Annotated in this window: 19 protein-coding genes, 1 tRNA gene and 1 other RNA gene; 16 read left to right on the top strand and 5 right to left on the bottom strand. The window is 36.1% G+C overall.

The features are described from left to right. Window positions 1-31: 31 nt before the first annotated feature. Complete coding sequence (recU, locus tag RST01_RS07765) at window positions 32-640, bottom strand: Holliday junction resolvase RecU (RefSeq protein ID WP_147195758.1); 609 nt, start codon at window positions 638-640, stop codon at window positions 32-34. A 171-nt stretch (window positions 641-811) separates the two neighbouring features. Here recU and RST01_RS15980 point away from each other — a divergent pair, with 171 nt between their 5' ends. The 12 genes from RST01_RS15980 to RST01_RS07710 all read left to right on the top strand — a co-directional run bounded on the left by RST01_RS15980 (window position 812) and on the right by RST01_RS07710 (window position 15,941). Further along, window positions 812-988 (top strand): hypothetical protein, encoded by a 177-nt coding sequence (locus tag RST01_RS15980; protein WP_184117458.1) that lies wholly within the window; start codon window positions 812-814, stop codon window positions 986-988. A gap of 113 nt (window positions 989-1,101) precedes the next feature. Then, on the top strand, window positions 1,102-1,467 hold the full coding sequence (locus RST01_RS07760; protein WP_244946676.1) for a YppE family protein: 366 nt from the start codon (window positions 1,102-1,104) through the stop codon (window positions 1,465-1,467). Then, a complete protein-coding gene (locus RST01_RS07755; protein ID WP_147195756.1) occupies window positions 1,460-3,742 on the top strand; it encodes a DEAD/DEAH box helicase in 2,283 nt (760 codons plus the stop codon). Before RST01_RS07760 ends, RST01_RS07755 begins: the two co-directional genes overlap by 8 nt. 2 nt (window positions 3,743-3,744) lie before the next feature. After that, on the top strand, window positions 3,745-5,004 hold the full coding sequence (locus tag RST01_RS07750) for a ribonuclease H-like domain-containing protein (protein WP_147195754.1): 1,260 nt from the start codon (window positions 3,745-3,747) through the stop codon (window positions 5,002-5,004). Window positions 5,005-5,062: 58 nt separating this feature from the next. Beyond that, the gene (gene gpsB, locus RST01_RS07745) at window positions 5,063-5,386 is read left to right on the top strand and encodes a cell division regulator GpsB (protein WP_066788409.1); all 324 of its coding nucleotides are present in this window, start codon (window positions 5,063-5,065) and stop codon (window positions 5,384-5,386) included. A gap of 67 nt (window positions 5,387-5,453) precedes the next feature. Next, window positions 5,454-5,837: RNase P RNA component class B (gene rnpB / locus RST01_RS07740), an RNA gene on the top strand. Window positions 5,838-5,920: 83 nt separating this feature from the next. Then, window positions 5,921-7,657 carry an EAL domain-containing protein gene (locus tag RST01_RS07735; RefSeq protein WP_147195752.1) on the top strand — a complete coding sequence of 579 codons (1,737 nt, stop codon included), beginning with the start codon at window positions 5,921-5,923 and terminating at the stop codon, window positions 7,655-7,657. Between the two features lie 2 nt (window positions 7,658-7,659). After that, window positions 7,660-8,787 (top strand): THUMP domain-containing class I SAM-dependent RNA methyltransferase, encoded by a 1,128-nt coding sequence (locus RST01_RS07730; protein ID WP_147195750.1) that lies wholly within the window; start codon window positions 7,660-7,662, stop codon window positions 8,785-8,787. A gap of 142 nt (window positions 8,788-8,929) precedes the next feature. Next, entirely contained in the window at window positions 8,930-10,831 is a 1,902-nt protein-coding gene (locus RST01_RS07725) for an ATP-dependent DNA helicase (RefSeq protein WP_147195748.1), read from the top strand. A 184-nt stretch (window positions 10,832-11,015) separates the two neighbouring features. Further along, window positions 11,016-13,817: a response regulator gene (locus RST01_RS07720; RefSeq protein ID WP_147195746.1), complete on the top strand. Its 2,802-nt coding sequence runs from the start codon at window positions 11,016-11,018 to the stop codon at window positions 13,815-13,817. 11 nt (window positions 13,818-13,828) lie between these two features. Further along, window positions 13,829-14,662 (top strand): CheR family methyltransferase, encoded by an 834-nt coding sequence (locus RST01_RS07715; protein WP_147195744.1) that lies wholly within the window; start codon window positions 13,829-13,831, stop codon window positions 14,660-14,662. Window positions 14,663-14,786: 124 nt separating this feature from the next. Then, window positions 14,787-15,941, top strand: coding sequence for a fused response regulator/phosphatase (locus RST01_RS07710; protein WP_147195743.1), 1,155 nt, complete (start codon window positions 14,787-14,789; stop codon window positions 15,939-15,941). A 64-nt stretch (window positions 15,942-16,005) separates the two neighbouring features. On the opposite strand, the gene RST01_RS07705 is transcribed toward RST01_RS07710, so the two are convergent. The 4 genes from RST01_RS07705 to RST01_RS07690 form a co-directional block, all read right to left on the bottom strand. Beyond that, window positions 16,006-17,607, bottom strand: a complete 1,602-nt coding sequence (locus RST01_RS07705; RefSeq protein WP_244946685.1) for a b(o/a)3-type cytochrome-c oxidase subunit 1 — start codon at window positions 17,605-17,607, stop codon at window positions 16,006-16,008. Window positions 17,608-17,723: 116 nt separating this feature from the next. Next, window positions 17,724-18,206 carry a cytochrome c oxidase subunit II gene (locus tag RST01_RS07700; RefSeq protein WP_066788389.1) on the bottom strand — a complete coding sequence of 161 codons (483 nt, stop codon included), beginning with the start codon at window positions 18,204-18,206 and terminating at the stop codon, window positions 17,724-17,726. A gap of 22 nt (window positions 18,207-18,228) precedes the next feature. Beyond that, window positions 18,229-18,354, bottom strand: a complete 126-nt coding sequence (locus RST01_RS07695; RefSeq protein WP_147195739.1) for a cytochrome c oxidase subunit 2A — start codon at window positions 18,352-18,354, stop codon at window positions 18,229-18,231. A gap of 444 nt (window positions 18,355-18,798) precedes the next feature. Then, a complete protein-coding gene (locus RST01_RS07690; protein ID WP_147195737.1) occupies window positions 18,799-19,254 on the bottom strand; it encodes a chemotaxis protein CheX in 456 nt (151 codons plus the stop codon). Between the two features lie 335 nt (window positions 19,255-19,589). Here RST01_RS07690 and RST01_RS07685 point away from each other — a divergent pair, with 335 nt between their 5' ends. The 4 genes from RST01_RS07685 (at window position 19,590) to RST01_RS07670 (ending at window position 25,624) form a co-directional block, all read left to right on the top strand. Beyond that, window positions 19,590-23,207 carry a dynamin family protein gene (locus RST01_RS07685; protein ID WP_147195735.1) on the top strand — a complete coding sequence of 1,206 codons (3,618 nt, stop codon included), beginning with the start codon at window positions 19,590-19,592 and terminating at the stop codon, window positions 23,205-23,207. Further along, window positions 23,162-24,019, top strand: a complete 858-nt coding sequence (locus RST01_RS07680) for a sulfurtransferase (protein WP_307723580.1) — start codon at window positions 23,162-23,164, stop codon at window positions 24,017-24,019. Before RST01_RS07685 ends, RST01_RS07680 begins: the two co-directional genes overlap by 46 nt. A gap of 66 nt (window positions 24,020-24,085) precedes the next feature. Next, window positions 24,086-25,354, top strand: coding sequence for a hypothetical protein (locus tag RST01_RS07675; protein WP_147195733.1), 1,269 nt, complete (start codon window positions 24,086-24,088; stop codon window positions 25,352-25,354). A 198-nt stretch (window positions 25,355-25,552) separates the two neighbouring features. Beyond that, window positions 25,553-25,624, top strand: a tRNA-Gly gene (locus RST01_RS07670). The last annotated feature ends 94 nt before the right edge of the window (window positions 25,625-25,718 follow it).

The raw sequence follows: 25,718 nt of genomic DNA, 5'->3' as shown, positions 1-25,718 counted from the left end.
TTTCCTCACTTTCTCATAACTTAAATTCAAGCTATGGTAGCAATGTTGTGATTGCCTTTAAATAATCTAATCGAGGAGTAAGCCCAAGGTGTATTTCGGTAGCTTGCTCCTCAAAATCAGATAACGGAATGGATTTTCTTCCGCCATCCAACATTCGTTTCCATGCTGCTAACAGCATGTCACATGGTACTATAAAATAACGATCTAAGGAAGTAAAGCGTACAATTAAGAAACTGATTCCTTGTTGATTCGCTATGCCCTCCATATGTTTGACCTGATGAGCATGGACGTTTTTTAAAGGGAAAGAAGTCTTATTTTCTGTCTCTTTTGCATCAAAGTCAATATAGGCCCCATTAAAAACACCATTATAATCCGTTGTAGATGGTGTGCGAAAATAGGCTTCGCGTATAACAGCAGCGCTTCTGGATGGATACTCTACTTTGACGATTTGGACAGGAACAGGTTTCTTATGAATTACCGCAATGTTTCTCTGCAGATAATACACGTTGGTTTCATCAATATAATCTTCCAATGATTTACCCCGGTTACTATAAGAGATGTTTTTCTCTTCCCTCGTTTTTTTGCTTTCGTCTGGCGTAGGAGCCGTGTATTTTTTTCCATTCGGATATCGAATTGCCATAATACCACCTCGTCTGCCATCTATCATACCACAAACACGAACATAAACATTTGACAAATACATTGTCGGAATTTAAAAAATTAAACTTTAATCGTCGAATGAACACTTGTTTTGTCCACTTCCCCGAATTTAGTAATCAACATGGTAATGTAATAGCAAGGGGGCGATAATATGCGGAAAATTGATCACTTATTGAATCTAATTGAAATGGTAGATGAACTTTTACGGAATAGGGTGAACCACGAAGAAGAGATGTATACCAAAACGCATGAAAAAAATATAGCACTTGTAGCAAACCGCCTTGATATGATAGAAGAACAGAAAGAATATTTGTTCGCTGTTAAGTAGTAAAAGACAAATATATTTGTTAAAATAAAAACAGCTAGAAAAGAAAACCTTGTTAAACAGGTTGAAGAAAATTAATAAATTAATTAGTTCATATAAATTAAACGGAGATGTGAATGATGATTGAAAAGATGACAGAAGAATTACTAAATGAATGTAAAGAAAGCTGGCAACGGTTTTTAAATATGCGAGAAACAAACACATCTCCGGACTTTTTTAAGGAAGTTAAGCCATATGCTGACGCATACCATGCAAAATTAGCCATTTGGCAAGCAGAAGTAGAGAAATGGATTGATCTCCATAAACCAAAACATGTCCATAAAATTCAAATAAAAAATGCAGTCGATGCGATGGACCAATTTATTGTCCAATCTTTTTATCAGCAAACCAGCAGGAAAAGGCTCTATCAATCTATTCAATCTGTTACCTATACATTGGAAACATTGCAGCGAGCGTTAAAAAAGGATGATACAGATGCTTAATAAGAAAAAAAACATTCAAGAATTGCTTGAAGAATGGCAACGAACTAAAGAAATGCAAGACCGAATTGAATATGTACACACAATTCCAGCAAAGCAAGCAGATTTAGTCAAACTGCCAAGCAATTTGCATCCATCATTGAAAAAAGCGTTAGAAAAAAGAGGAATAGACCAATTGTATGCTCATCAACGGCAAGCATTTGATTATGCGATGAAGAACGAATCCTTTACTGCCGTAACGCCTACAGCTTCAGGAAAATCATTATGCTACCATTTACCCGTGCTGCAATCAATCATGGAAGATCGAACAGCAAGAGCCCTCTATTTATTCCCTACCAAAGCTTTGGCACAAGACCAAAAAAGCGATTTAAACAAGTTAATAGAAGACAGTGAAGAAGAAATATTAAGTTATACATACGATGGAGATACAGCGCCTGGTATCCGGCAAAAAGTCCGAAAAGCAGGCCATATTGTGATGACGAATCCAGATATGTTGCATTCAGGGATACTGCCGCATCATACAAAATGGGTTTCATTATTTGAGAATTTGCAGTATATCGTTGTAGACGAATTGCATACGTATAAAGGGGTCTTTGGTTCACATGTCGCTCATGTGCTAAGGCGCCTTTTACGTATTTGCCATTTCTATGGTAGCCATCCGACTTTTATTTGCACTTCGGCTACTATCAAAAATCCGCGAGAACTTGCTGAAAACCTAACCAATACAGAACATAAACTGATTGCAAAAAATGGTGCGCCTGCAGGCAAAAAAACTTTTTTGTTTTATAACCCGCCCATTATCCATCCGACATTTGGTGTGAGAAGAAGCGCAATACTTGAAGTGCGAGACTTGGCAAGGGAATTATATAATGCAAGAATACAAACAATCATCTTTGCTAAGAGCAGAGTGCGTGTTGAGATGCTAGTCACCTATATGAAATCCTTAACCGTAAAAAAAATTCACGATGAAAGTATTAGGGGATATAGAGGGGGCTATTTGCCATCTGAACGTAGGGCAATAGAGAAAGGGCTTAGAGATGGTACCATCCAATGTGTTGTATCGACGAATGCTTTAGAGCTAGGTGTAGATATTGGTCAGTTGCAGGCATGTATCATGACTGGGTATCCAGGCAATATCGCCAGTGCTTGGCAACAAGCAGGCCGTGCTGGCAGACGACAGGATGATGCGTTAATCATATATGTAGCGCAATCAACTGCCTTAGACCAATACATTATCAAAAATCCATCTTATTTATTTGAAAGCTCGCCAGAGGAAGCGCGCATCTATCCAGAGAATATACTTATATTAATGGACCATCTAAAATGTGCAGCATTCGAGTTACCTTTTCAAGAAGGTGAAAAATACGCTGAGTTCGAAATAGATGATTTTCTAGACTACCTTTGCGAAGAAGGCATTCTAGTGAAATCTTCGGATAAATGGCATTGGATGAGCGACAGTTTTCCCGCACATGATATTAGTTTGCGCTCTGCCTCTCAGGAAAATGTAGTCATTATTGACCAAACTATTCCTGCCCATACAAAAGTGATTGGAGAGATGGATAGATACAGTGCAATGACATTACTGCATGAAGAGGCGATATACCTTCACCAAGGCATTCAATATCAAGTTGAAAAATTGGATTGGGAAGAAAAGAAGGCTTACGTTACAGAAGTGGATGTAGATTATTTTACAGATGCAAATTTAGCGGTAGAATTAAAGGTAATAAGTGAAGATAAAGAACGAACAATAGGCCATCTACAAGTCGGTTTCGGGGATATAATGACACTTGCCACTGCAACCATCTTTAAAAAAATTCGTTTTGGTACACATGATAATATCGGTAGCGGTCCCATTCATTTGCCTCCTGAAGAATTGCATACAAGCAGTACATGGCTGTCGTTTGACCAACCAGAAAGCTGGAAGGAAGATGACTTAACAAATGCTATGACTGGTGTTGCCTACGCAATGAATAGTTTTATTCCTTTATTTTTGCAAAGCGATATTAGCGATGTACATGTTGTTCCGCAAGTAAAAGCGACGCATATTGGCAAACCAGCATTCTTCGTCTATGATAGATATCCAGGCGGAATAGGGCTTAGTGAACGGGTTTTTGATTTATGGGAAGAGTTGATTGAACATGTTTACAGTCATGTCGCAAGCTGTCCTTGCAAAAATGGTTGTCCTTCGTGTATTGGAGCCCAAGACTTAGAAGGCGAAGGCAAGAAACAAGTACTCTCATTTTTACAAATGATCACACATGCAGAAATGGATGATTAATCTTGTCATACGAAAATAAAATACTCCAGATGAAAAAAATGATTAAAAAATCCTCTTCAAAAGCGGAAGAGAAAAAAACGCCATTCGCAAAACCAAGTGACCCTGCATATACAAAAGACTGGGAAATGGCAGGACTGAAAAGAATAGAAAATCAATTTGGAATGGTTTTTTTGCTTGAAACCCATTATCCACTTGAGACGAAACATGGAGATTTCCTCCTGGGAGATCTATATAATGCATTCCGATTATGGAGCATGCCTGATAATTCACATCCAATAGAACTTACAAAAGACGATCAACTTATTTTTTATGATACTGAAACAACAGGATTGCGTGGCGTTGGAACACAGATCTTCCTCAACGGAATATTAGAAGTATCACAAGCCGGATTTATACTAAAGCAATATGTTTTAGCTGAACCAAGCCATGAAACAGCATTTTTATATGAATCTAAGCTTTGGGAACCCAATAAAACGCTTGTCACTTACAATGGCAAGAGCTTTGATTGGCCTCAACTCCAAACGCGTTTTACGTTGCATAAAAAAGATTTGCCGAACTTGCCTGAACAAAGGCATATTGATCTTTTACATGGTTCCAAAAGAATTTGGAAAAATGATCTTTCGCGTATGAAATTAACGCAAATAGAAGAGGAAAAATTAGGCTTCAAACGGGTTGGAGATATCCCTGGGTATCTGGCACCAATCATTTATTTAGATGCAATTAAAAGCGGTAATCCTGATGCCTTGCTGAAGGTGTTAGATCATAATAAATATGATTTATTATCATTGGTTACCCTATACATCCATGCAACAAATTTATTGTGTGAAAGTGAAGAGGATGAATCATCTACTACTATTACAAATATCGGTAAGTGGTATGGTGATCTTTCTGACTATGAAAAAGGTAGCAGAGTATTAGAAAAGGTAACAAACCAATTTAATAGTAATGAAGCAGGCTATGCCCATTATCATTTGGCGTTTCAGAGAAAAAAACAACATCTCTATGAAGAGGCGTACCAATCTTTTATGAATGCAGTTCCTTTTCTCAATGAAAGTGAACAGCTTATTGCATATATAGAGCTCGCAAAAATAGATGAGCATAGGCGTAAAGATTACCAATCAGCTCTCTATTACGCCTATAAAGCAGAGCGGACCCTAAATAATATGCAAAGTCTGGATAGAGATAAAAAATTGAAAAAGTTTAATGAAATTAGCCATAGGCAACTGCGGCTAAAAAAGAAGCAATCATTGCACGGGAAATAAAAGGAACGTCGAATGAATTATGCTATAATGTTGAGACAGACGTTTATATGGAAGGAAGATGAATATGGATATGAAACTATCTGCGAAAGCTATTTTAGATAAAGACTTTAAAACGGGAATCAGAGGATATAGCCAAGACGAAGTAGATCAATTTTTAGATATTATCATTCAAGATTATGAAAAATTTGAAAAAGCTTTGGCAAAAAAACAAGAAGAGGTGGATGCGTTAAAGGATGAGTTAAAAAATGCGCAGTCACAAGCTTCTACTGATGGAAGAAGACAAACTTCTTCATCTTCGTATGCAACAAACACTAATTTTGATATTTTAAAAAGAATTGCCAATTTAGAAAAACACGTTTTTGGCGATAAATTATATGATTAATCTTATTCAACTAAATAGGTCTTGAAAAATTATAACAATACCTGTATAATAGTTGACGTCATCATAAAAGAACAAGTAATCGCTGCAATGTTAAACATTGTTGAGGAAAGTCCATGCTCGCACGGCTCTGAGATGAACGTAGTGTTCGCGCTTAGCGAATCAATAAGCTAAGGCAGTCTATAGGCTGACGGCAGGAGGAAAACCTAAGTCCTTTATGGATATGGTTGAAACTCCTTGAAAGTGCCACAGTGACGAAGCTGCATCGGAAACGTTGCAGGTGGAACGAGGTAAACCCCGCGAGCGAGCAACCCAAATTATGGTAGGGGCATTCTCCAAAAAGAAATGAATGGATGGAGAGACGGAAATTTATTTCCGTAGATAGATGATTACTACCCATTAGTACAAGGCATAGCGCCGTTATAGTACTCGGGCACAAAACATGGCTTACGTTCTTTTAATGATGCTTTATATTTTATATGAATATTTGGCTCTCCAGTTATTGGAGAGCCTTTCTTTTAGGAGATGGTGTATAAAATGGATCAGCATATTGCAAAAAATACTATTCATACAGAACATCTCGCCAAACTTTGTCAATACATAACACCTAAAATTCTGGATTCTATATCAGAAGGAATCATGATTACAAATTTAAAATCTCAAATAATTGATGTAAACCCTGCTTTTGAGTTTGTAACGGGTTATAAAAAAGAAGAAGTTATAGGTAAAAAACCTGATGTACTTCAATCAGGAAACCATAAAAAAGACTTCTATCAAAAGATGTGGGCTAGTATCGCCAGTGAAGGCGAATGGCAGGGAGAAATATGGAATCGTCGCAAAACAGGAGACGTATATCCAGAATGGTTGAAAATCACTAAAATAACCAACGATGAAGATACTATCATTGGGTATTGCGGCATTTTCTCAGATTTATCAGATGAGAAAAATGTGGAGAGCGAGCTGAAAAAACGTGCTACAACTGATATGCTGACAGGCGTCTCAAACCGCTTCGCTTTTACTGAACGTATGAATGTATTGCTAAGTACATCTAAAACGCATAATTATCAGCACGCTGTATTATTTTTAGATTTAGATCGTTTTAAACAAGTTAATGATACACTAGGCCATGCAATTGGAGATCAATTACTGGTTGAGGTTACAAGACGTATAAAGACATTACTTAAAAATAAAGATATATTTGCACGATATGGCGGTGATGAGTTTGTTTTAACATTTACAGACATTCACCATCCAAGAGAAGCGTTACATTTGGGCGAGAAGATCATTCAATTGCTCGAAAGTCCATTTTATATCCATACCCACGAATTATTTATCACAGCTAGCATCGGTATAAGTGTTTATCCCCATGATGGAGATGATACAGAAACATTGCTCAACAAAGCAGACATTGCCATGTACTATGCAAAAGATCATGGGAAAAATCAATTTTCATTTTACTTTGATGATTTGAAAACAGACGCAAAGAGAACGTTTACGCTGGATAGTGAACTGAGAAAAGCGATTAGCAATAAAAATGAGTTTGAGATATATTACCAGCCTAAAGTCAATTATCAAAAACAGCAGATTATTGGAATGGAAGCATTGGTCCGTTGGCATAATGAGATATTAGGAAATGTGTCTCCAGGTGAATTTATCCCTTACGCAGAGGAGACAGGACTGATTATTCCTCTTAGCGAAATTATTTTAGAAAAAGTATGCCTGGATGCTCATGAGCTAATAGGGTATGGCTACAAAATGCCAATTGCCATTAATATATCGAGTATCCATTTTCATCAACCGAATTTTATTACTTCGATACAGCAAATATTAGAAAGAAATAATTTGCCAGCAAATCATTTTGAATTAGAATTGACTGAAAGAACAATCATGAATAATGAAAAAGAAACAACGCGTAAATTAATTCTGCTAAAACATATGGGTTTTAAATTATCTCTTGATGATTTTGGTACAGGTTATTCTTCTCTTAGCTATCTAGTCGAATTTCCGCTTGATTGCTTAAAGATTGACCAAAGCTTTATCAAACAAATTTGCAGTGTTAGTGATAAGCAAGCGATTGTGCATGCGATAATCCAGATGGCGCACAGATTACAAATGAGCGTCATTGCAGAAGGTGTTGAGCAGCGTGATCAAGTTAAATTGCTCGGTGAAATGGATTGTGATATGATTCAAGGATATTATTATTCAAAACCGGTTCCATTAGATGAGATAATGGAGTTCCTTGAATTTTGGGAACTAGAAATAGAAGGGAAGTAAGTATGACTAAATATCAACTAGTAGCGACAGCAGCCATGGGGCTTGAGTCGATTGTGGCCGATGAACTAAAAGCCTTGGGCTATCATACAAGAACAGATAACGGGAAAGTTTATTTCGAAGGCGATGAGAGAGATATCGCTAAAACCAATTTATGGTTGCGCGTAGCGGACCGCGTAAAAATTGTAGCTGGAACCTTCCCAGCTAAAACTTTTGAGCAATTGTTTGAGGGAGTAAAAGCGATTGAATGGGAAAAGTATTTGCCTGTTGATGCCGAATTTCCGGTTACAGGAAAATCTGTAAAGTCTAAATTATTCAGCGTTCCTGACTGCCAAGCGATTACAAAAAAAGCCATTGTGGAACGGTTGAAGGGCCACTATATGCGTTTAGGCTTTTTGGAAGAAACCGGCGCTAAGTTTAAAATTGAGGTTTCTATCCTAAAAGACATTGCAACATTGACAATAGATACTAGCGGAGCAGGGTTACATAAAAGAGGCTATCGTCTTGATCAAGGTGAAGCCCCTTTGAAAGAAACGCTTGCTGCTGCTTTAGTATATATATCAAAGTGGAATCCGAATCGACCATTTGCAGACCCATTTTGCGGTTCAGGAACGATTGCTCTTGAGGCTGCTATGATTGGACAAAACATGGCTCCTGGTTACAACCGTGACTTTATTAGTGAAGAATGGCCGTGGATAAAATCTAGTATATGGAACGATGTGCGTATGGAAGTTGAGGATGTAGCCAACTACGATCAACCACTTCAAATCTTTGGTTCTGATATTGATCATAGAATGGTTGAGATTGCACAATCAAATGCACGAGAAGCTGGGTTTGCTGACTTGGTATCATTTAAGCAAATGCAAGTAACGGATTTTACAACAATCTTATCGGATGGTGTAATGATAGGAAACCCGCCGTATGGTGAACGTATCGGTGAAAAAGAGACTATTGAAAAAATGGTTCAGGAAATGGGTAAGATGATGAATAAATATCCAACTTGGTCTGTTTATATGCTCTCTTCCATGGAGAATTTTGAAGAATTATATGGTAAGAGAGCTACAAAGAAACGTAAGCTTTTCAATGGTTTCATTAAGACGGATTACTATCAGTTTTGGGGTAAAAAATCTTGAAAACAGTGACTAAATAGTAGAGCTATAACATATTTTAAATTTAGATAAAGTTGTCTATAATAGGATTATTAAAGATTTGAGTGCGTATGTAGCGGATGGGGAAACCTATCCGTTTCGTTGTCTAGTCGAGAGGGGAATAAGAATGAGACAGTCAATACCATTTGCCTTATCCAAAGATAAGTCTTTCTTTGATTCATTAGGAGACTGGATAGGCGATATTTTGTATGACGAGCTTCCTGAAAAAGGATTCGAATGTCGTGATGAACAAATTTTTATGGCTTACCAAATTGAAAAAGTGCTTCGTGAGAAAGCGGTGCTCTTTGCTGAAGCAGGAGTGGGTACCGGTAAGACAATCGCTTATTTATTGCCTGCGATTGCCTATGCACGCTATACGGGAAAGCCTGCTTTAATTGCATGTGCTGATGAAACGTTAATCGATCAACTGGTTAAAGCTGGTGGCGATTTATATAAATTACAGGATACACTTGATATGAATATAGATGTTCGCCTGGCAAAGTCAAGAGATCAATATCTATGCATCAAACGCTTTGAAGAGGCTGAAAAGTATGCTGATGGCCCTTATCTGGACGACATTGCAGAAACAATGCCTGAAGGTGTTTTCGGCCAAGGAAAATTAAATCTCTATGGCCAACACAGCGATTACCCAAATATAAGCGATGAAGAATGGAATCTTGTGAATTACAATTCTATTCAACAATGTTCTGTTTGCGAATTGCGCAATAGATGTGGCCAGACACTGCATCGGGCACATTACCGAGAATCTACAGACCTAATCATTTGTTCGCAAGACTTTTTAATGGAGCATATTGCCACAAAAGAATCCCGTGAACGAGAAGGACAATTGTCGCTGTTACCTGAAGTATCGATGATTGTACTTGATGAAGGACATTTGCTTGAGTATGCTGCACAAAAAGCGCTGACATATAAAGTGCAAGATTATACCATTGTTCAATTAATTGACCGTTTAATGGTTGACGGTCTACGCGAAAAAACGTTATACACAATGGAACAATTGCAAGAGGGGCATGAATTGTTTTTTGATCAATTGCGAGATGATGTTATTGAATCAGCCGATGAACGTAAAAGAATTAATAAATCTCCTCAACTATTAGCGTTAGGAAAAAAAGTAATCAATATTATTGAGGTGCTTTTAGAAGAATTTGTATTTGAATCAGAACTATATGTTATTCCGGAATATGAATTAAGAATGGCTGAAGAATTTTTAGAACAATATCAATCAGCAATGAAGATTTTTGCAACTAGCAATGATGCAGTCAATTGGCTAGAAGAAACGGATGGCAAAGAAACACTAGTCATTATGCCGAGATTGATTACTGAAGTTTTAGAAGAGAAATTATTCACCAAAAAAGTTCCTTATGTCTTCTCTTCTGCCACTCTGTCAGTTAACAAGGATTTTAGTTATATAGCAGGAAGCTTAGGTATTAAAAATTATCACTCTTTCTCTGTACCTTCTCCATTTGATTATGAAGAAGTGATGAAAATTTTCTTGCACCAGAGTCCACAGCAGGAAAAAGCTCAAAAAGTAGAAGAACTATTAATGGACAAACAGCAAACACTTATACTATTTAAATCTCAAAAAGCTATGCTCGAATTTAAAGAAAAACTGCCGGATGAGTTCAAGTCAACAATTGGCTTTGAAGGAGATCGTGAATTATCGTCCATTGTTCGGGACTTCCAAGAAGGCAAGCTCAATGTTTTATGTTCTTATCATCTTTGGGAAGGGTTAGACTTGCCGAAACAAGCATTAACGCGAGTAATTATTTTTGATTTGCCATTCCCGCCGCACGATCCATTATTTGATGCTAAACGGGCTTTTGCAAAAGATCCTTTCCAAGAAGTAGATTTACCTTTTATGTTACTTCGTTTACAGCAGGGGATGGGACGCTTGATTAGAACATCAGAAGATTACGGTGAAATCCATTTGTTATTTAATGAAGAAGAAGTAAAATATCAAGAAGAATTGATTCCAATCTTGCCGGCTAAACCAGCAGAATACAAATAACCATGACCCTTAAAGTATGCTCTTAGCATACTTTTGGGGCTTTTTTCGTTTTTTTCGTAATCCGGAACATTTTTTAGCATAAACTATCGAATAGTGATAGAATATATTAAGTATACTATTCTTTACTACTAGAATTATTTACAAATTTTTATATAAATCAATATTAAGAAAGGCGGGAGATTATATGGATTATAAGAAAAGGCAATGGATTGGCTTTGGATTAATTATCGTTTTCCTATTGATTCTGTTATCAACGATGATTTCCAACTTAAATTCATTAAGAAAGAATATGACCGAGATTGTCGATGATCGCTATGAAAAGGTGAAAGTTGTCTTAGACATGAGACAGCTCTTTTCCCAATCAGACCGAGAAATCTTGTATGCTGCGCTAAATGAAGGTAAGAATAAAGCTGAAAAAAGCGTTGAAATATTAGAGAAAAACCAAACAGCTATTATGAAGGATATATCTCAGTTAAGCTCGGTAGTTAATACTGCAGATGGAAAAAGATTGTCACAGCAACTAAATGATCAGTATCAATCTTATACTGCAACTGAAACTAAGATTATTCAAGCGGTGACTAATAAAGACAACAATGCAAATCTCGAGTCTTTGATGAATGACCAAATGGCTAAACGTAGTGAAGTAACGAAGACGCTCAATGATTTTAAAACGTATCAAGAAAAGTTAATGGATACAAAAGTAGATGAATCTCAAAAAAGTTATGAGAGTACTTTATTCTTAAGCATTATAGGATCAGTGATTGGAATTATCTTCGTTTCAGCAATCCTGCTATGGATGCTCCGCAAACTTTCTCAAGATTTGTCATCTATTGCTGGTGTCATTAAAGATATTGATTATCATAATTTATCTAGTATCCCACGGATCAATATCAACACAAAAGATGAGATTGGTGATATTGCTCATTCATTTAATGCAATGGCAGAATCATTAGAGCAATATAATTTGAATGAGAAAAAATATACACAAGAAATGAATGACCAAAACTGGATTCAAACCGGTTTAGCAGAAATCGGTACAATGTATCAACGCATTGAAGATATTCAAGTTTTAGCAAATCGACTTTTAACAAAATTAGCGCCAATGATAAATGCTTCATTCGGAGTCTTTTACCTTCGAAAAGGTGATGGAAAAGATACTCGATTTATCAAGCTTGCTGATATCGCGGGAGACGGAGAAAATATTGGCCGGGAAGCTTTCCGGGTCGGAGAAGGTATTATTGGCCAATGTGTGTCTGAACAAAAATCACAAGTTATTACACATATACCCGATAACTATCAATTAGTAACCACAGGGCTTGGTCAAGTTAGCCCAAAAAGTATTTTAATTGCACCAGTTATCTTTGAAGAACAAGTAGTAGCAGTCATTGAAATGGCAAGCTTAGAAACATTTACACCAGTTCAAGAAAAATTCATCCAAAAAGTGCTTGAAACATTAGGCATTACGATTAATAGCGTTGAAGGACGTATGGAAATTGAACGTCTCTTGAAAGAGTCACAAGCACAAACGGAAGAGCTTCAAGCCCAATCAGAAGAATTGCAAGCTCAATCAGAAGAATTGCAAACACAAGCTGAAGAATTGCGAATGATTAATGAACAGCTATCAGAAAGAACATATGAAGCTGAAGAAAAATCGCATCAGCTAGAAGAGACGAAGAAAGAGTTAGAAGAGCAAGCTTTAGAGCTACAGCGCAGTTCGCAATATAAATCCGAATTTATGGCGAATATGTCTCATGAGCTTAGAACGCCTCTTAACAGCATTATTATTTTGTCTGAGATGCTTCAAGATCCTAAAGACAGCAGTACAGCCGAAGAAAAACGTGAATTCGCCCAAATTATTGGTTCATCCGGTCAAGACTTATTAACCTTGATCAACGATATATTAGACTTGTCAAAAGTTGAAGTCGGAAAATTAGTAGTGGAATTTGAAGAAATGAATGTTAGTGAGATTCCTGATCTTCTTTACCAAAACTTTAAGCATATTGCGAAAAATAAAGGTATATCCTTTGAAGTGAAAATGGAGGACAATATTCCAGCGCTATTCTATACTGACCATCAACGATTCCAACAAATTATGAAGAATTTACTTTCAAATGCCTTTAAATTTACGGATGATGGTTCTGTAGATGTTCATTTCAAAAAAGCAGATATGGAACGGGTTTACAAACATGTTCAAGGTGCAAATCCAACTATTGATTGGATTGAGATCAATATATCAGATACAGGTATTGGTATCCCGAAAGATAAACAAGAATTAATTTTTGAGGCATTCCAACAAGCGGATGGTGCAACTATTCGCAGATATGGGGGCACTGGATTAGGTTTATCTATCAGTAGAGAGTTTGCAAAATTGCTTGGCGGGAATATAATTTGTGAAAGTGTTGAAGGGCAAGGAAGTACCTTTACATTATTCCTTCCAAATTTACCTGAAGGCGTAAATGTAATGGAAGAAAGCGATGTTACGGATCTTATTGCAGCTACAGTAGAAGCAGAACGATGCCAAGAACAAGATAAAACATTGGACACTTTAGTAAGCTTCAGCGAAGAACAGCAGAAAGAACAAGCAAACTCAAATAAATTAACAGATAAAAAGATACTAATCGTTGATGATGACAACCGAAACATCTTTGCCTTACGTAAAGTATTAGAAGCAGAAGGCATGAATATAATCACTGCGCAAAATGGCTATGAATGCTTAGACATCCTTCATGAAGAAAATACAATTGATGCCGTCCTAATGGATATCATGATGCCAGGCATGGATGGTTACGAAACAATGCAGCTGATTCGCCAGCAAGAACAGTATCAAGAATTGCCAATTATAGCCTTGACAGCAAAAGCAATGAAGGGTGACCGTGCTAAATGTCTAAAAGCCGGTGCATCTGACTATGTAAGCAAACCATTAAAAGTAGATCAATTATTGTCTGTGCTTCGTGTATGGCTCACATCAACGGTGGTAACCAGATAGCGGTGAAAACTATGAAAGATTCTATTACACAAGAAGAAAGAGAAGAAATTGAAATAAAGTTATTGTTGCAGGCGATTTTTGATGTTTCGGGTTTTGATTACCGTGATTATATGCGCTCATCTATTAAGCGAAGAATAGAGAATCGAGCTCGCATAGAAAATGTAAGGACGATTAGTTATTTAATCGAAAAGGTTTTATATGAAAAAGGGTTTGTAGAAAAATTAATTGATGATTTCTCCATCAATGTAACAGAAATGTTTCGAGATCCTGAGTTTTTTGAAGCGTTTCGTTTACAGGTAATTCCGCATTTGAGAAACCTTCCTGAAATCAGGATTTGGCATGCAGGCTGTTCAACAGGCGAAGAAGCCTTTTCCATGGCTATCTTATTAGAAGAAGAAGGCCTTTACGATCGAGCAAAGATCTATGCGACGGATATAAGTGAGAAAGTTTTATCTACTGCAAAAAAAGGCATTCTTCCGTTGAACCGCATGCAAACCTATACTCGGAATTATTTAAATGCTGGTGGGAAACATGAGTTTTCTAAATACTATACTACAGATTATGATTATGCTTATTTAGACGAAAATCTAAGAAAAAACATTGTTTTCTTTCAACATAATTTAGTAACAGATGGGTCATTTAACGAATTTCATATCATAATTTGCAGAAATGTAATGATTTATTTTACAAGTGATCTTCAACTAAGTGTGAACCAATTATTCTATGAAAGCCTCTGTAAAGGGGGCTTTATGGGAATTGGTAGCAAGGAGTCTCTGCGGTCAACTCAGTTTTCAGATAAATATGCTGTTATTTCAGCTAAAGAGAATATATACAGTAAGATCTAACAGAAGGAGATGCTTATGCATTTCCTTTCCTTGTTTTATTTAGAGTGATGCTTTACATTTTTTTATTTAATGATGTTTAATTTTCTACTATTAGGGAATTACATTATCAGTAAGGGGGAGAAGAATGACAATATTAATAGTAGATGATAATCAAATCAATCTCTTTTTAATAGAGAATATACTTAAACGTGCAGGTTATACAGACTATTCCTCTCTTACATCTGCCAAAGCCATGTTCGATTATTTAGAAACAGAAGTAAAAGAATCAACAAACACATCTGTTGATTTGATTCTTCTGGATATTATGATGCCTGAAATGGACGGAATTGAAGCATGTAAGATACTACAAGATAACCCTAAGTTTAAAGATATACCAATTATTTTTGTGACAGCTATTGAAGATTCAAAAAAAGTTGCCGAAGCGTTAGATGTCGGCGGCATTGACTATATTACAAAACCAATTAACAAAACAGATTTGCTAGCCAGAATTCGTGTAGGCCTTCGATTAAAATACGAAAAAGATTGGCATAAAAAACATGAAAAGAAAATACAAGATGAACTTGAATTATCCATGCAAGTGCAAAGAGGGCTTCTTAGCAAACCTTTAATAGAAGAAAGATTTAATGTCAATGCATCCTATTTGCCTGCAAATCAATTAGCCGGAGATATGTACTATTGGCAAAAGATAGATGAAGATCGATATGGTGTAATCTTATTGGATGTAATGGGCCACGGCATTACATCATCTTTAGTGTGTATGTATATATCTTCTGCATTACGAGATGCTATTCGCAAAAACCCCGACCCTGTGGCACTAATTGAAGAACTAAATAGATGGATGAATATACTGAATCAAGAAAAAAATACGTTCCATTATTATTTTACTGCCATATATTTAGTTATTGATACGAAGAATAATACTATTGAATATGTGAATGCTGGCCATCCACCAGGGTTTTTATTAGTCGAAGATCAAAGAATTATTACCTTATCGACCAATTGTTGCCCTGTAGGATTGTTTAGAGAAATGAAAGTGAAAAAAACAACCATTGAATTTAAAGAAAAAATTCAAGTTCTTATTTATACGGATGGGGTAATGGAAGCATTAGATGATATCAATCATGATGGGCTAGAAGAATTGAAGAAATTAGTGATTAACCAGAAGTTTGATAATATTCAAATGCAGGAACCTATTGAGTATGTATTACCTAAAGAACTGCAAATTGATCAACCTGATGATATGTGTGTAATTATGATTCAAGCGGGAAATATATCGTAGATACATATACAGGAAAAAAACGTTCTATTTCAATTAAGAAATAGAACGTTTTTTATTTGCTAGATTACCAAAGCTTAAAGCCTTTAGAACCTAGTGGAGCATTTTGTATAATATCATAGATAGGGAATGTGTAAGCAATCAATATTAATGCTGCTAGAATTACAAGCCATACTTTGAAATTTTCCAAAATAGCAGGTGTTTTCTCTGCTTGTGGAGAAATTTCAGCGATTGGGAATTCTTCTTCACCTTTAGGTGCAAACCAGCAAAGTTTTACAAAGATATACAAGAAGATGATAATACCAATGAACAATAATGTGCCACCAACAGCTTGAGCAACTTGGTAAGATGCCCATGTCTTAGCAATTTCTGCACCGCCATAATCAGAGAAAGCAGAACGGCGAGGTGCACCCAGTAAACCTTCAATATGCATGGAGCTAGACATAATGGCCATACCAACAACCCAAACGATTGTTTGGATAATACCAAGGCGATTTAACTCTTTTGTAAACACTCTCCCTCTTAAGTGAGGAACCAGCCAATAAGCCGCACCGAAAAATGTTAGAATAACGGTAGTTGCCACTGTTAAGTGGAAATGTCCTGTTACCCAAATGGTATTATGGATAAGTTGGTTCATTTGGTTAGATGCATTGACAATACCACCAGCGCCTGCTGGGATAAAGATTAACATACCCATAAACGGAGCGAAGAATCTTGCATCTCCCCAAGGTAATTTTTTTAGCCAACCAAACAGTCCTTTAGCACCTTTTGAACGTCCGGCTAATTCAAACGTTGCAAACATTGAAAATGCTGTCAATAAAGAAGGAATAGATACCATCATAGTTAGAACTACTTGAACATATTTCCATGATGGGTCAATACCAGGTTCAGTCAATTGGTGATGAACTCCGACTGGGATAGAGAATAATACGAATAAGATAAATGCAAGGCGAGCAAGAGAATCTGAGAAAATTTTCCCGCCAATAATTTTTGGAATGATGGTATACCATACCATGTAAGCTGGTAATAACCAGAAATACACAAGTGCATGCCCGAAATACCAGAATAAAGTACGTGATAAAAGAATATCAACTCGTTCTACTAGGCCAAGTGACCAAGGTAACAATTGGAATAATACTTCAGCAGCTACCCCGAGAGTTGCAACAAACCACATTAAGTTATTGCAAACGACCATGAATGAAAGTAAAGGTGAAGTTTGTTTTGGATTTTCTTTGCGCCATTGTATCCAACGCATTGCTTGTGCAAGTCCTCCGATCCAAGAACCAACAATAACAAGTGTTAGGCCTAAATAGTAAATCCAGTGTGCTTGTAATGGGGCATAGAAAGTATAGAGAACAGATGCTTCATTTAAAAGAACCATCGCAGCTGCCATTGCAGTACCTGCTGTCATGACCCAAAATCCAATCCAACCTAGTAATCTTTGTTTATTTGATAGGGTACCAGATGTACGGCTAACAGCTGCAATTTGAAAACCATAGATAAAGAATGTAGTAAGTATTAAACCTAGCAAAACACCATGTACAGTTAAAACTTGATAATAGCCAATGCCAAAGGGTAATTCAAAATGCCCTGAACGAACTAAAACTTGCAATAGACCTGCAGTTCCACCCAAGAATAGAGCTATGAATGCAACATAAATATGAGCCATAGAAAGTTTAGCATCTTTAGGATTTACTTTAAGAAGCTCAGCTGTTTTTCTATTAACCTTACTTGCAACGCTTAGACTATCATTTTTGACTTTTGATTGATCGATGACTGTTTGACTCATTTTTTATCCACCACCTTAAGCATAGAATGCATTTGCGCATGGCCAACTCCGCAATATTCGTTACATACAATTAAATACTCGCCAGCTTTATCAACTGTTGTCACATATTCAGAAACATAGCCTGGTTCTAACATCATGTTGACATTCGTACCGGATATTTCAAAGCCATGTACAACATCTTTAGAAGTAGCTATAAACTTAACCTTAGATCCTACAGGTACTTCTAGTTCTGGTGGGTTATAGTAAAAGGCAGAAGCGAGTACTACTATTTCATAATCCCAATCTTTACCGGAAACTTTGTGAACACCAGGTTTGTTAAATGGTGCAATTTGATCTACCTTTTCATGATTTATTGTGTTTTTGGCACTCGGTGGATGACTGCCGTTATGAAATGCCATGATTCCTGTAATTAATAAAAATACGATTAAAGATCCGCCACCAAATAAAAGCCAATACTTTTCATATTTATGCAGATGCATTTTTTTCCCTTCTTTCCTTTATTTAAAAACGTTCTAAAAATAGGCCAAAGCATGCAGCCCACGTAATTACTATAAAAGCGCCTAACGCAAATACTAAATAGAGTGTTCCTTTTAGGTTTTCTTCTTCTTCATGTTTCTTGGGTGCCATCGAAATCGCTCCTTTCAATTAAATCAAAACATTTATTCTGCAAAAGTTTGCAAGAGAGGAGCTTCTTCAATAAATAATCTAGAACGAGATGAATTAAGTTTTCACTTCATCCCTAAGAGTGGGCTGTGACTAACCGAAGAAAGAAGGCTTCTCTGAATAAAGTTTTGTTTTATTGTTTGAGTAAATGATATAAAAAAAATATAGGTTTAGATGTGATAAAAATCACACCTTCTTACAAAAAGTGTGAAAGAAGTGTGAATAGGAATGTGTGTTTTAGAAGGTTAACTAGCTGAGATGATAAAAATCTAGGAAGAATAGTGATATGAGGAGGGGGTGTGAATGGGAGCACCTTTGGAGAGTGATTAAAAACTCCCAGATTTGTCTTTAACAAATTATGAGTAATCTGGATATAAAAAAAGAAGCTTTGAAAAAAGCTTCTTTTTTCTAACTCGGATCCATCGCTAGCAATATGGTTAACTTTCCGATGGCATCTATTTCAACAGGAAGTATGATTGCTTGATTATAGCCAAGCAGTTTTGTATGGCCCACCATAACAGTTGGTGGTGTAATATCTAATACTAATTGTTGTGCAGCAACATATGTACAAAGATTGCCAGCAATCATATTGCCAAACTCTCCTGTAAAAGATTCCAGCATTTCACCTTCAAGCTTCATTCCGAACATGGCTTCACTAATAGTACTGAAAGTTTCTGGAGAGGAATCTATAATAATTCTTCCCTTTAAATCTCCCACCATGCCGATTAAAACTCCGATTTCGGATTGTTCGTAAGGTTCTTTAGAAATGGATGGAGCTGAGACATGGACGTCGTTCGGTAATACAGTTTTAAGTGATTGAATCATGCTATTGAGTATAGTTTGTACTTGTATCGATGTGCTCATTGAGAACTCCTTATGTTATGACCTTTTTAATATAGTATCACGCAGCAAAAGAATTGAATAGTTGTTGACGTCACATAGTTTTTTTATTATGATGAAATTAACAAATGAGAATGATTTTCATATTCACTGATTATTTTCTTTAAAAGGAGCGTTTCAGATGGTTTATGCATTCATTGGTGCAACTCTTATTATTTATGGGGCAATAGGCAAATATATTTTTAATCAAACCTCTACGCATTTAAAATAATTTTTTTAATCCTTCTAATAATAGAAGGATTTTTTTATTATAGGCATGGTAAAATAGCGTTAAGGCAAAAAAGGAGGAAATGATTTTCATGAGTCATTTTGAAGAACAACTACATCTGCTGCTAAAACAGACTGCAATGCAATATTTAATCTATCAACATAACGAAGACCAGGAAAGGCTTCAAAAAACGAAATTATTTGCTGAAAAGCTAATTAATAAAGAATATATGATTGCCTTTGCAGGTCATTTCTCTGCAGGTAAATCTACTATGATTAATGCGCTGACAGGGGATGATCTCCTTCCTTCTTCTCCTATACCAACAAGCGCAAACGTTGTAAAAGTACATAAATCGGATGAGAACTATGCCATTGCATACCTAGTAGATCAAGATCCTATCAAATTTGATGACGGATATGATATTAAAACAGTAAAAGAATTCGCTAAGAACGGTGCCTTGGTTTCTCAAATTGAAATTGGCCATAAAGATTCTGTTTTGCCAAAAGGCATAACAGTAATGGATACACCAGGTGTGGATTCGACTGATGATGCGCATCGTTTATCTACGGAAACAACACTGCATTTGGCTGATATTGTTTTTTATGTAATGGACTATAATCATGTCCAATCAGAATTAAACTTCCAATTTACAAAGAATTTAATGAAGCATAATCCTAATGTTTATCTTATTGTGAACCAAATTGATAAACATAAGGAGAGTGAACTAACCTTTCAGGAATTTTCCGATTCGGTGTATCAATCGTTCTCAAATTGGGGCGTAGAACCCAAAGGGATTTACTTTACCTCATTAAGAGACTTTAATCTTCCTTACAATGATTATAATAAAGTAAAAGAAATAGTCATGAATAGTATGGAAGGTTGGCAAGATCATTTAATTGCTGGAGGTAAGACAGCCCTTGAGCAGCTTCAAATAGAACATGCACAATATTTAGAAACTAATAAAAAACAGCTATTAGAAAATAATGAAGCCATTTTATCGCAAGAAGAGTGGGAAAATAACGAAGAGATTACAGCAGACTTTGAAGTTGTACTTCAACAGTTGAAATTGTATTCAGCATCAAATTGGCAAAAGAATTTTGATCACAGCCGTGATGAATTATTAGAAAATGCTGCAATAATGCCTTTCGAATTACGAGAAAAATTGAAATGTTATTTGGAAAGTGTACAGCCAGATTTCAAAGTTGGTATGCTTTTTTCTGGTAAAAAAACGCAAGCAGAAAAGGATCAGCGCAAGGAATCTCTGTATTCACTTTATAAAGAAATAGCGTTCTCCCAAATTTCTGGTCATATGCGCTCTTTAATGAAGAGCTCATTGAAATTAGTTAATGCTTTAACCGATGATTTTTCTCATGAAATCGATGATTTTGATTTGCAGCCACCATTTTCCGTAATTGAAGAACAAGTGAAACTTGATTCTGGTATTACAGGGGATGCGCTTTTAAACTTCGCCAATCGTGTAGCAAGTGCCACAAAGAGGTGGTATAAGCAAGACACGGATCAATGGAAGTTTGAAAAAAGCGCTTATATTGAAGAGTTGTCCTTTACGACAGTTGAGCCCTTAAAGAAAAAATGTGCAGTCTTGAAAAACAAAGTAGAAGTAATTGATGGCGCAAAAGCAATTGAAGAACAGGAAAAATATTTTGCTATCCAAAAAACGGTCTCGATTCAGACAATGAATCCTGAAGCAGAACAATGTGTATCTGAGTGGGAGCAAGAACATGAAAAGGCAATGGGCAATATCCGGCCGTTTGATCCATCTATGCTCGTAAAAAAAGAGGAGCAGGATCAAGAAGAGGAATTGGAGGATAAAATTTCATCTCCATCTATACACTCGACAACTGCTCTTCAAAACGCTGTAAGGACAGCAAGCGCTATTGAACCAATTCAAGGATTTTCAGAGGTTGCAAATTATTTAAAAAATAAAGTGAACCGCTTAAAGCAAAAAGACTTTACAATTGCACTTTTTGGAGCATTTAGTGCAGGGAAATCTTCTTTTTCAAACGCATTGATGGGGCAAAAAGTGCTTCCAGTGTCACCAAATCCTACGACAGCTGCTATTAATAAAATTCGTCCTATTTCAGAAGGCCATCCGCATGAAACGGCAGATGTCCACTTAAAGACTATTGGACAATTAGAAAATGACATTATTGCAAGTTATGAAGCAATTGGTATTACGATTCGTTCGCTAAATGAAGCATATGATCGGGCAGAAGAGGCTTTAGCTAAACCACTCGACGATGAAAGACTGCATGTTCATAAATCCTTTGTGCGTGCCTTCAAAGAAGGCTACCCTACATTTAAAGAAAAATTGGGCAATACTATCAGGACAAACCGCGAAGAGTTTGAAAAGTTCGTAGCCGAAGAAAGCAGAAGCTGCTTTGTCGATAGTATTGATTTCTATTACGATTGTGAATTAACCCGTTTAGGTGTGACATTAGTAGATACACCAGGAGCAGACTCTATAAATGCACGGCATACGGGGGTTGCGTTTGAGTATATTCGTAATGCGGATGCTATATTATTTATCACGTATTACAATCACGCATTTGCAAAAGCCGATCGAGAATTTTTAATTCAACTTGGGCGCGTGAAGGATGCATTTGAACTAGATAAGATGTTCTTTATCGTTAATGCAATTGATCTTGCAAAGGATGCAGAGGAAGCAGAAGACGTAAAAGATTATGTGAAACAAGAACTCCAACGTTTCGGCATTCGCCATCCAAGACTATTTGGTGTTTCGAGTTTATTAGCATTGCAAGAAAAATTAGAAAGTCAGGATTTACACTCTGGTTTGCCAGTGTTTGAAGAGAATTTCCATCATTTCTTATCAGAAGAATTGACAGCACTAGCAGTTCAAGCACTAGCTGAAGAAACGGAAAAAGCTCAAGAAAGACTTCGGATATTGATCCAGCAAACTGAAGACAATATGAAGCGAAAAGATGAACGTCTTGCTGAACTAGCTAAGTTAGAACAGTATATCCACACAAGATATATGCACTCTGCATCTCAAACGATAACAAAAGATACAAAACAGGAACTGGATGAACTGCTCTACTTTGTATTACAGCGAGTTTACTATCGATACCCGGATTTCTTTAAAGAAGGCTATAACCCTACAACCTTCGCATCAAAATCATCTTCAGTTGCATTAGCCATTGCTTTGAAAGAAGTCCTAGCAAGTTTAGGGTTTGATTTTGAACAAGAAATGCGTGTTACTAACTTTAGAATTGCGAAATTTATCATGAAAAAAATTCACGAACGAGACCAAGATGATATGAAACAGCTCAAAGACATTAATGCTAGTTTTTCATTTATGCCATTTGAGGCAGAAGAACCTAATATTTTAGAATTCGTTGGTCCTTTTTCTGATAGCAAACCATATGAATCCGTTAATAAATATTTTAAAAATAATAAGTCCTTTTTTGAAAAAGGCGATAATTTGAAGTTGCGTGAAGCACTTGAAGAGCTAACTAAACCAGATGCCAAAAAGTATTTAGATGAACAATCAGCACGCATGAAAAAATGGCTTGAAGACATTATTGGAAAACTTGCTGAAGAATTGCGTCTACACATCTCTAGACAAGCTATTAACCAAATTGATATCGAAAAAACGTTGCTTCATGAAGGTACGAAGCTTGAAGAATGGAAACACATTTACAACACACTAATGAATGGGGTGGAGAAGTGATGGGTGAAGTTTTTCTTTCAGTAAAGGATATTCCTCTTGACTCTCAAGAAAAATATAAATGGATTGATGCTCGTTTTAATCTCCAGAATTCTGCCGAAGGATCGACTGTTTATCAAAAACAGCACATTGCAGAAGCTGTTTACTGGGATTTGGAGAAGGACTTATCAGACATGGAGCAACATGCAGGACGCCACCCAATGCCAACGAAAGATAAACTACAGGCTCTATTTGAACAAAGTGGATTGCAAATGGACGATTCTATACTAGTCTATGATCAAGGCGGAACACCATTTGCAGCAAGAGCGTGGTGGTTACTAAAGTATGGCGGGTTTCAGAAAGTACAGATTGTCCAAGAAGGTTATAATGCTTTAGTTAATGAAGGCTTTAAAACGTCGACCGAATTGCCTGTTGTCCAACAGACAAGCTTAAACTTAAAATGGCAGGAACACCTATATGCAGACCGCATAGCAGTAAAGGAAATCGTAGATGGTCATGTGGATAGAACATTGCTTGATGCCCGATCGAACGCCCGCTATAAAGGAGAGATAGAGCCGATAGATCAAATTGCCGGCCACATCCCAGGAGCAATAAATTATGATTGGGAGCAATTATTACAAGATGGTAAACTTTGTCCTAATGAATCATTGTTGGAATTAGTATCTAAGAAAGAACCGATTACGGTTTATTGTGGAAGTGGCGTTACTGCTGCCCCGTTATTCGCTATGCTAAAGGAAATGGAATATGAAGACATACAGTTATATACTGGAAGCTACAGCGATTGGATTCAACACTTTGATATAGAGAAAGTTTAATATAAACATCCGCATTTTAGGAATGCGGATGTTTTTTATTTCAAATTACAAGGGATTTCTTTTTTTATGTCGAATGTTCTCGTTAAGAGTGTTGGAAGCGGGGGGATTAGTATAATTACTAGAGATCATGCATTAGAGATGATTACTGAAAATTTTAATGAGTTCTTTGATGAGTTAGAAAATATGACCCAATTAGAAACAGAAGCATTAAAAAATGAAATTCAAGGACGAAATATGTATATTCAGCAGCTGAAAAGTGAAAAAGAACTATTGTTAAAAGAAATAGGCATCATCAAGAAGGTAAATAACAATCTTTTAGAAGAAAGGAAGAAATTACGAAAGGAAATAGATGCGAAAAATAAAATCATGGACTTCACGGATGGCATGATCGTTCTACTTAATAAAAAATGTACCCTAGAGGAAAAGCAAAAAGTAATTGAACATCTATTTAGAATAGGCATTGACGATGAAAATTCAAAGTTATATATAGAAGAATTTATTGACGTTCTTTCCAATTGTTTAAGTTTATTAGATGTGAATCAAAGCAAAAGAATAAAAAGTCTATTAAAGAAAAATATTGATTTTTATCATGAGCTTTTTTCAAATACAACTCCTCAAGCTCAATTAAAAATCTTACACATGTACAAAGTGAAAAATTGGAGTGAGCTGCTAGAAAATTTCTTAGAAAGAACTGTGCAATCTAATAGCTTAAAGCGCTTTTCTGATATAGAAGGTCTAAATCTACTTTTATACATAATTTATTATAAGAAATTAAGCAAACTTGAACAAAATAAAACGTTTAAACTTTATTATCATGATCAGAATAAACCACTTTCTGCGAAGCTATATAAAAGTTATCATGACTATTCGCTAAGCAAAACTTTACGAGAGCTAAACAAATTTATTTCTATCATTAGTGAAGAACAAAAAAATATAGACTTGTTAAAAGGAGAAATTATACAATATTTCCTTGAGAAAGTTTTTACTGCAAAGGAAGTAGAAAATTATAGAATGTTTAAGAAGTACAATATTCAAACTGCGGAGAAGAAAACTAAACAATTCGGTATAAACTTTAGTGAATTAAGAAAATATGGTTATCAAATATCTGGTCGGACAGATGAACAACGTTGGCAAGCTTTAAATGATTTTGTAGAAGAATACGGTTTAGAGGTAACTGTAGCAGAGTTATCAAAGAGAATTAAACTTAAATCCAGAGAAGAAGACCAAAAAAAGTATTCCAATGCACTTTGTAAATGGAACAGCGATTTGGAAAAGTTAAAAATACAATATTATCGTGGAGATTTTCCTTGGCCGAATTTTGAAAAAAAAAATTAGTGTTATCGGTGTGTGAAAATAGACTGTCTTACGCTATCCAACCCATTTATATTTATATTGATTTTTTGAAGCTTAGCTTGTAGACTTATTAAGGTAGTGCTTCTGAAAGAAATGGTATAAACAAGATTGTTTATAATTTTTTTAAGAAAAGTATTGCATTTATAAAAATGTCGGTATATAATTAATCTTGTCTTTAACGCGGAAGTAGTTCAGTGGTAGAACATCACCTTGCCAAGGTGGGGGTCGCGGGTTCGAACCCCGTCTTCCGCTTAATAGTAGAATGGTCTGGATTACTAGTAGGACATACATAATTTTCGGCTTTTAGCTTGAAATTCTATTTCTAACAAGCGCCCATAGCTCAATT

The organism is Rummeliibacillus stabekisii, assembly GCF_007988965.1.
Lineage (GTDB): Bacteria > Bacillota > Bacilli > Bacillales_A > Planococcaceae > Rummeliibacillus > Rummeliibacillus stabekisii.
This window is presented reverse-complemented; position numbering and strand designations above follow the sequence as displayed.